The sequence below is a fragment of the Neobacillus vireti genome (assembly GCF_036962465.1).
In the GTDB taxonomy this organism is placed as follows: Bacteria; Bacillota; Bacilli; order Bacillales; family Cytobacillaceae; genus Neobacillus; species Neobacillus vireti_B.
In genome coordinates this window covers 204,186-211,832 of the sequence record NZ_JBALNF010000013.1, presented here as the reverse complement: position 1 = coordinate 211,832, position 7,647 = coordinate 204,186, and the positions used below count along the sequence as shown (strand labels likewise).

At 41.7% G+C, this 7,647-nt stretch carries 6 protein-coding genes, 1 pseudogene and 1 riboswitch; all 7 genes and pseudogenes read right to left on the bottom strand.

What is annotated here, in order from left to right:
* Window positions 1–176: 176 nt before the first annotated feature.
* The gene (locus V7077_RS05840; RefSeq protein WP_335499294.1) at window positions 177–869 is read right to left on the bottom strand and encodes an ECF transporter S component; all 693 of its coding nucleotides are present in this window, start codon (window positions 867–869) and stop codon (window positions 177–179) included.
* A complete protein-coding gene (locus tag V7077_RS05835) occupies window positions 869–2,491 on the bottom strand; it encodes an ABC transporter ATP-binding protein (RefSeq protein WP_335499291.1) in 1,623 nt (540 codons plus the stop codon). Before V7077_RS05835 ends, V7077_RS05840 begins: the two co-directional genes overlap by 1 nt.
* On the bottom strand, window positions 2,473–3,351 hold the full coding sequence (locus V7077_RS05830; protein WP_335499289.1) for an energy-coupling factor transporter transmembrane component T: 879 nt from the start codon (window positions 3,349–3,351) through the stop codon (window positions 2,473–2,475). Before V7077_RS05830 ends, V7077_RS05835 begins: the two co-directional genes overlap by 19 nt.
* A gap of 21 nt (window positions 3,352–3,372) precedes the next feature.
* The gene (locus V7077_RS05825; RefSeq protein ID WP_335499287.1) at window positions 3,373–4,179 is read right to left on the bottom strand and encodes a DUF4430 domain-containing protein; all 807 of its coding nucleotides are present in this window, start codon (window positions 4,177–4,179) and stop codon (window positions 3,373–3,375) included.
* 52 nt (window positions 4,180–4,231) lie between these two features.
* Complete coding sequence (locus tag V7077_RS05820) at window positions 4,232–6,061, bottom strand: DUF4430 domain-containing protein (protein WP_335499284.1); 1,830 nt, start codon at window positions 6,059–6,061, stop codon at window positions 4,232–4,234.
* Window positions 6,062–6,190: 129 nt separating this feature from the next.
* A riboswitch (cobalamin riboswitch) is annotated at window positions 6,191–6,378 on the bottom strand.
* A 128-nt stretch (window positions 6,379–6,506) separates the two neighbouring features.
* A complete protein-coding gene (gene ribH, locus V7077_RS05815; protein ID WP_215046153.1) occupies window positions 6,507–6,977 on the bottom strand; it encodes a 6,7-dimethyl-8-ribityllumazine synthase in 471 nt (156 codons plus the stop codon).
* A 30-nt stretch (window positions 6,978–7,007) separates the two neighbouring features.
* Window positions 7,008–7,634: pseudogene (ribB, locus tag V7077_RS05810) on the bottom strand (3,4-dihydroxy-2-butanone-4-phosphate synthase); the annotation flags it as partial.
* Between the last annotated feature and the right edge of the window lie 13 nt (window positions 7,635–7,647).

The following is a 7,647-nucleotide window of genomic DNA, read 5'->3' as shown; positions in this document are numbered from 1 at the left end:
GCATTTTCGAGGAGTCTTCGCCGCCTTCCGCTCCAATCAACAGAGTTCTTTTACTTGGTCTAAATTTAAAAAGGTATAATCTCTCATCATTAAGAGAAATTATACCTTTTTGTTGTTATTTAAGATTCTTAACAAACTGACGGTTTTTCAGTGCCCTATAAAAAACTGGAGTTTTTTTATTCTAGTAATCCATACTTCCGTTTAAAACGACTTAATATCTTAATCCAAATCCTGCCAAACACGACTAAAAAGAAGACATTTGAGATGGCATGAAAGGTATCAAAGGTGGCACTGCCTGCCATATACACTGCAAACGCCTTCCAAGACTGTGCACCGCCGGACTGAATCAATGCTATAAATCCCCACAAATTCATAATCCAGCCAAACAGGTATCCCCAAATCACGCCAAAGAGAATCTGCCCCCATCGTCTTTTCATGAACTCAGTATTCCTTAACAGACCGGCGGTCAGACCCACTAAGCCCCATGAGACCATCTGCCATGGCGTCCATGGCCCCTGCCCCATAATCATATTCGAAGCGAGTGCAGCTACAGCACCAATGACAAATCCGCTTTCCGCCCCAAACACAAAACCAGACATGATAATGACAAAGGTCGTCGGCTGAACACTTGGCAGACTGGCGAATGGAATCCTCCCCACCGCTGCAATGCTAGCAAGGACTGCTAAAAGTACCAATTCCCGCGGTTCAACCTTTCTTTTCTCAAAACGAAACAGAAAAAGAATAATCGCTAAAATGACTAAGCCGAAGCTCAACCATATATAAGAATCCTCCCAGATATAATTCAGTCCTAATAAGACAAACATGATTATAAAAAGTAAGCCGCTGATTAAGGCCCTATTTTTACGCATTACTGCGTGACCCCCTTAAGAGTCATTGGAATTTCCTTCTCCGACAGCCCGCGAAATACTCTTTGGATCATCGTTGTATAAAAAAAGTTACCTTTGAAAAACTTCTCCGGGGCATCTTCAGAAGTAATCCTTTTTTGAAACATCATTCCGCATTTTGTCGCATACTTGGCTGCAAACTCGACATCATGGGTAGACATTAGGATTGTTATTCCGGTTGCATGAAGAGACAAAAGGATTTTTGCCAGATTCTTCTTTGAAATAGGGTCCAATCCTTTAGTCGGTTCATCCAATAAAAGAACCTCAGGCTTCCTGACTAGAATACATGCCAATGCAGCCTTTTGCAGTTCTCCTCCGCTAAGGTCATAGGGATGACTTGACATCAGGTGGGCAATCCCTAATTGGTCGAACAGCTGTTGTGCGTCGCTAGCTTTTGATGCGTCCCACTGCTCTAACGCCATCTGGAGCTCTTTTTCAACCGTGTCCTGCATGAAAAAAAGTTTGGGGTTTTGCGGTAAATAGCCGATCTTCATCGCAATTTCTACCTGTTTATATTTTTTCAGAGGTTTTGCATCAAAATATACACTGCCGTGATCAGGCTTTAACAAACCAGCCATCACCTTTAGCAAGGTAGATTTCCCTGAACCATTCCCTCCCAGCAAGGCATAAAACTCACCATGATTTACACTCAGATCAAGTTCATCTAAATTGTAGTCCCCTTTTTTTTCATATTGAAAGGAAATATTTTTCAGCTTGATCTGTTCTGTCAGTTTGGGAGAGACCTTTGCGGCCCTTGATAAATTAGGCACAACCATTTGTTTTTGTACCCAGTCCCGGCCCTCTTTTACCGTTAACGGGATACTGCCATGACCATCCATACTTAAAAAGAGGGCAGGAATCTTTGGAATATATGCTCTATACTCCGTATTCCAAAGCTCACTTAGGACCCTTCTCGGCTCCCCGGAAATTTCCACTTGTCCGTTTTCCATCATGACGATTTTGTCGGCCAAGGGTAAAACTTCTTCAAGCCTGTGCTCTGCCATAATAATGGTCATCCCGAATTCCTCATTCAGTCTCTTGAGCAGATCGATAAATTCCCTTGCACTAACGGGATCAAGCTGAGCAGTAGGTTCATCTAGTAGTAAAATACTAGGCTGCATTAATAAGACAGAGGCTAAGTTTATTTGCTGTTTTTTCCCTCCGGAAAGTTCTTGTGATTTTCGACTCAGCAGTGATTCTGCCCCGAAAAAGTGAACCATTTCCGCCACTCTGTTTCTCATTTCATTTGAATCTAGCCCGATATTTTCCAAACCAAAAACGATTTCATGTAAAACATCATCAGCTACTAGCTGGTTTTCCGGATCCTGAAACACAAAGCCAACTTCCTGGCTAAGACCTAGTGTCTCTCCGACAGCCTGACCATTAATAGAAATACTCCCTGACAGCGAACCATGCGGCTGGATTTCTTTTTTTAATAAACGTAACAGCGTGCTTTTTCCAGAACCTGATGCACCAAAAAGGACAACAAATTGCCCCTTATCGATGTTTAGAGATAGATTTTGAATGGCAGGTTCCTTACTGTCTGGATAGGTAAAACTGACATCTGTTAATTCGATAAGCGCCATCGGAACATACCACCTGCCTCAACTAATAATGGGAAACTTAAAAATAAAGTGTAAGAAATGAAAACTGCTGTATCCATCAATGAAAGATGCCATGTTTCCATCAGGGGGTAGATAGTAAGAAAACCATATCCTGAAACTCGTTCAACTAAGGTAAAGGACAAAAGACCAAGTAGATATATTATCGCCATTCTATCTGCCTGGTTCATTTTAAAATATTCATAGGTAGTACGTGGGCCGCGCCCGTAGCCCCGCGCTTTCATCGAGTCAGCGGTCTGAATAGCTTCTTCTAACGAAAAGGTTAATAAAGTTTGAACATAAAGCATGCCAATCTTGGCCCTCGCCCTCCAGCTGCCATGCGCAACTGAAAGACCTTTACTTCTTTGGACCACCGTAATCTCTTCCAGCCTTCTTCTCATTAACGGAATAAATCTAAGAGTTAACATGAGAAGGACAGCAAATTGCGGTAGAATTTTGGCAAATAAAAATAAAAGCTTGTTCGGTGTCATAATCACATTATAGGACACAAATATGGCGATAATCCCAATAATCGAGAGGGCATTCATTCCACCGTAGACAACTGCTTCAACCGTGACACGGTGTTGGTTGATTTCAACTAACAAATGCCGCCCGCGCTCATTGAACAGCGGATTCATCATCACCATAAGCACGAAGGTAGTGAGAAGAAAGAACGACCAGCGCCTTAAGCCATTTAAGCGATCATGGAGGATATTAATCAAAAAAACAACTGCAATCGAGGTGACTAAAAAAACGGGATGCAGCATTACAATAAGTAAGGATACTGCTCCAGCATAAAAAAGAAAAGTAACCAACGGATGAAAGCGATCAAACCGTAGTCTCATCGCTTGTTCCTCCTAATGTGATTATTCGGTATAGTAACATTCAATCCGATCACCAGCTTTTACATTTATGACTCCAATGCTCTTGGTAATACTAACACCATTGTGCTTAAATACCCAGCCGCTCTTTGCTCCATAATCAAATTCATAAATATTATTAATACCCTCTATATAAGCTGTTGCACCGCTGCCGCTTGAATCGATATCAAGATTTGTTCGTTTTAAAACATCAAAAATGGTATCACCATCATTTATTTTTATCTTTGTAGGAGCAAGAATGGTCCCCTTGTCTTTTGGCCCAACAACTGATAGCGTAACCGCAGTCACTGGCTTTGGTGCTGGGGCTGTCGGCTTCACAACAGGAGTCGTATTGGTTGTCTTATTTGTAGTTGTTGTTTTTGCTGTTGTACTTGTTGTTGCCTTTGCAACTGGAGTAGTCGTAGTGCTTGTCGTTGTTCCAGCCGGCTTGGTTGCAGATGATGTTGCACTTTTTTTACTAGTTGTAGCTGGAGTAGCCGACTCAGCCTGAGCTGAACTTTTTTGAACCGTTTGCGCACTTTGTCCGCTTTCCGTTTGCGGAGCTGCCGGTTTTGAAGCAGCCTGCTGTTGTTCCTTTGTTACTGCGGGAGCTGCTGCTGGTTTCGTTTGGTCAGCGGCCTTCTGTTGCTTCGCGTCTTGCTCATTTTTATTGTCTGCTTTTGCGGTTACATCAACTGTTTTTGTTTCCTTCTTTGTTTCTTGGTTACTGGCGGTACTTGAACCGCATCCGGTTAAACTAAAGATGACTACTAATATGGCTAAAAGAACAGCAAAGTTAAACCTTCTATTCATGTGTACCTCCAATCAATCCCCTCTTACCAATCTAAGAGGGGATTACTGATTTTTATGCGTTTTGTTTTCTTTGTCTGATATAAAAGACACTGCCGGCGATGATGAGTAAAAGGCCCAAAGCCAAAAGGTTATACATATTAGTCGCTGTATTTGGAAGTGCGTGTCCTGTCTGACTGTTAGTTTTCACAACTGTAGCTGTCGGAGTCTGCTGTTCCGTTTGCGGAGTGACAACAGTTGGCGTCTCGATAGCCGGGGTCTCGACAGCAGAATTATCCTCAGATAGAGTCAGATGGTATAAAGAACCTTTTCCATCTATAAACAGTTTATAGGCAACTAACGCTTGAATCGCTTGTGAGGTTGTAAAAGGATCACTCACATCCCCACCCTGCCAGTCAAACCCCCCATCTTTATTTTGGAATGAGAGAATATACTGTACAAGTCCGTTATTTTCTTTCGAAAAATCACCGCTATTGGCATCAATCCCAAGCGCCGAGAGTGCAATAATCACTTGTGCTGCTGTTGAGCTATTATCAATTTTGGATGCTTGGTACTGAGCAGATAGATACTTGACGGCTGCCTCAACCTTTTCCTTTACACCAGCATGTTCCTTAAATGGTGCTAGAGCAGTTAAAATCATTGCTGTTGTATCAATATCACTTGTTGAACTTTCGTCCCATGCCCAGCCGCCATCACTGTTTTGTCTTTCCGTTAAATAACTGATTAGTTTTTCTTTGGTCCATTGGGCCGAATTCGGTATCGAGAAATTCGCGCTGTCTAATGCAACTAATGCATAGGCAACCCCATTTAAGCCTTGTTTTGTTACATTTCCATTATAGATCGCTTCAATTAGATTATAACCTTCTACATTTGCCGGATTACCGCCAGCCGCTAAAATCCCTAATGCATATCGTTCGGTATCGGTAATTCTTGAAAACTTTCCTTGTTTTTCTTTCACGATTGCCTTTACTCCAGCAAGATAATCCTTGGGAATTGTTTTTCCTGCTTGCTTTAAGGCAATGACCTGCCATTCGCCCACTTCGTTCTTCAATACATAAGCACTCGTAGCATTTACAGCCGATTGAAGAATATCAGCTGAGATTGTCCCTGTGGCCGGTGTTGTTGGTGTTGGTGTTGCTGGTGTTGTTCCTTCATTTCCTCCGTCTCCTGGAGCAGGTGTATAGGATTCAAGTTGAAAACTGATTTGGTCTCCATTCTGCAGTTGGTAACTTTCTGCACCAACAGGAGCCATATTTCCATTCACATAGAATCCCCAGAAGTTAGAGCCTTCAGCTTTAATACCTTTTAATGAGGTTATCATCTTTCCATACTGTGTATCCTCATAGCCAACCTGATCATTTCCTAACGCTACTTGTAATAACTGAAAAGCATTAGGACTCCCAATCACTTCTATATCTGTAAGATAGGGACTTGAAATGACTGTTTTATTTCCATCGACCACTTTAAGTGATACGGTTTTGGCATCCGGGTTTGAATAACTAGTTAACCTGAACGTTATTTTGTCACCATTTTGCACTATATAAGAATCTGGTCCAACTTGAGCTGAGATCCCGTTAATAAAAAAGGCCCAATATTGTTTATCCCCTGCTTTTACTCCATTAATCCCAGTTAGCATCGGTCCATAACTGCTATCTGTATATTCAAGATTTTCTTTACCAACAGCTTCACTCAATACCTCGGTAGCTGTTTCTTTCTCAGCTAATGGCAGAGTTTTTTCCGGTACAATCGCTGCCGAATCAAGTCCTAGCGCTGTGACCGATGCTTGTTTTGCCTCCACTGCCGCTAAAGCTGATGTTTGGAAGCCGCTTGTCAGTACCATCACGACTAATAGCAAGGACATCCATAAATTCTTTCTTTTTAACATTCTACTTGCATCCCTTTCACTAGAAAATAGACATAAAAAAATCCCCCTAAAAGAAGGAGGAGTGTTATGCACGTTAAGTTAGAAACCAAAGTACGTTTCTTTTCTTAACACTCTCCTATCCGCGTAGGCTATTGGTGTCGAAAACAGGCAGGTTTCCTGGCTCATGATCATCACTTCCTACGTCTTCCCATCTTTCGACAGTGACCTCTGTAGGCTGCTCCCATTTACAGTGGCGGGACCGCGTTGGCTTTAAACCAACTTCCCTATTAAGCTTATAGTCTAGTTAAGACTTAAGCACCTATTTTACCGTTGCTATTTTTTTATGATAGGACTATTATATCGACAAATGAATTGGTTTGTATATACCTATCTTAAAATCCTTATTTATTTTAAAATAAGAACAGGCCTTATCCAGCCTGTTCTTATCCTTTACTGCCAATAGTTTTTACTGTTCAATATTTCTGCACAAATTCGCCATTTCAATTGCTGATACAGCCGAATCCCAACCTTTATTCCCAGCTTTCGTTCCGGCACGTTCAATCGCCTGCTCAATTGAATCTGTAGTGAGCACTCCAAAAATGACAGGAATACCACTTGCTAATGCAGTTGCATTTATTCCCTTAGCCGCTTCATTACAAACATAATCAAAATGTGGTGTTGCGCCGCGGATCACGGTTCCAAGGGTGATAACCGCATCATACTTTTTACTGAATGCCATCTTTTGAGCAATCAGCGGTAATTCAAATGCGCCTGGAACCCAAGCGATATCGACGTCAGATTCGCTTACACCATGCCGTTTTAAGGCATCCTGTGCCCCATCTAATAATTTACCAGTAATAAACTCATTAAATCTTCCGACCACAATTCCAACTTTTAGCCCAGTTCCTACTAAATTACCTTCAAAAATATTTGTCATGTTGATTCCTCCAAGATTATTTAATTATTTTTCAGCCTTCGTTTTCGACAAACTTTCATTTTTGGTTCGATACTCAATCAATGCTTCAATTGTAATCATTTTAAGATTCAATTGATCAGCTATTTTGCGTAGCTGTGGTACACGTGCCATTGTGCCATCTTCATTCATGATTTCACAGATTACTCCAGCAGGCTTCGCTCTACATAATCTGGCCAGGTCGACAGCAGCTTCTGTATGCCCGTTTCTAACCAAGACACCGCCTTTTTTTGCGATAAGCGGAAACATATGTCCAGGCCTTTTAAAATCCTCTGGTTTTGCTTCTGGATCGAGTAAACTTAACACCGTGGCCGAACGTTCATAAGCCGATATTCCGGTGGTTGAAAATTTATGGTCAACACTGACAGTAAAAGCCGTTCCATGATAGTCTGTATTGTGTTCAACCATTGGCTGTAAATCCAGTTTCTCTGCTAATTCTTCCTCAATAGGCACACAGACTAATCCTCTGCCATGCGTGACCATAAGGTTAATAACTGCTGGAGTCGCTTTTTCAGCCAAAGCTATAAAATCCCCTTCATTTTCCCTATCTTCATCATCACAAACGATAATCATTTTTCCTTCTTTTAAATCCGCTAAGGCCTCATCAATTGAATCGAACATATAATCACTCCTT

Excerpts from the sequence above, each read along its gene's own strand:
- V7077_RS05825 (WP_335499287.1), bottom strand. The coding sequence starts at position 4,179 with ATGAATAGAAGGTTTAACTTTGCTGTTCTTTTAGCCATATTAGTAGTC.
- V7077_RS05830 (WP_335499289.1), bottom strand. The coding sequence starts at position 3,351 with ATGAGACTACGGTTTGATCGCTTTCATCCGTTGGTTACTTTTCTTTTT.
- V7077_RS05840 (WP_335499294.1), bottom strand. The coding sequence starts at position 869 with ATGCGTAAAAATAGGGCCTTAATCAGCGGCTTACTTTTTATAATCATG.
- V7077_RS05835 (WP_335499291.1), bottom strand. The coding sequence starts at position 2,491 with ATGGCGCTTATCGAATTAACAGATGTCAGTTTTACCTATCCAGACAGT.
- V7077_RS05820 (WP_335499284.1), bottom strand. The coding sequence starts at position 6,061 with ATGTTAAAAAGAAAGAATTTATGGATGTCCTTGCTATTAGTCGTGATG.
- ribH (WP_215046153.1), bottom strand. The coding sequence starts at position 6,977 with ATGACAAATATTTTTGAAGGTAATTTAGTAGGAACTGGGCTAAAAGTT.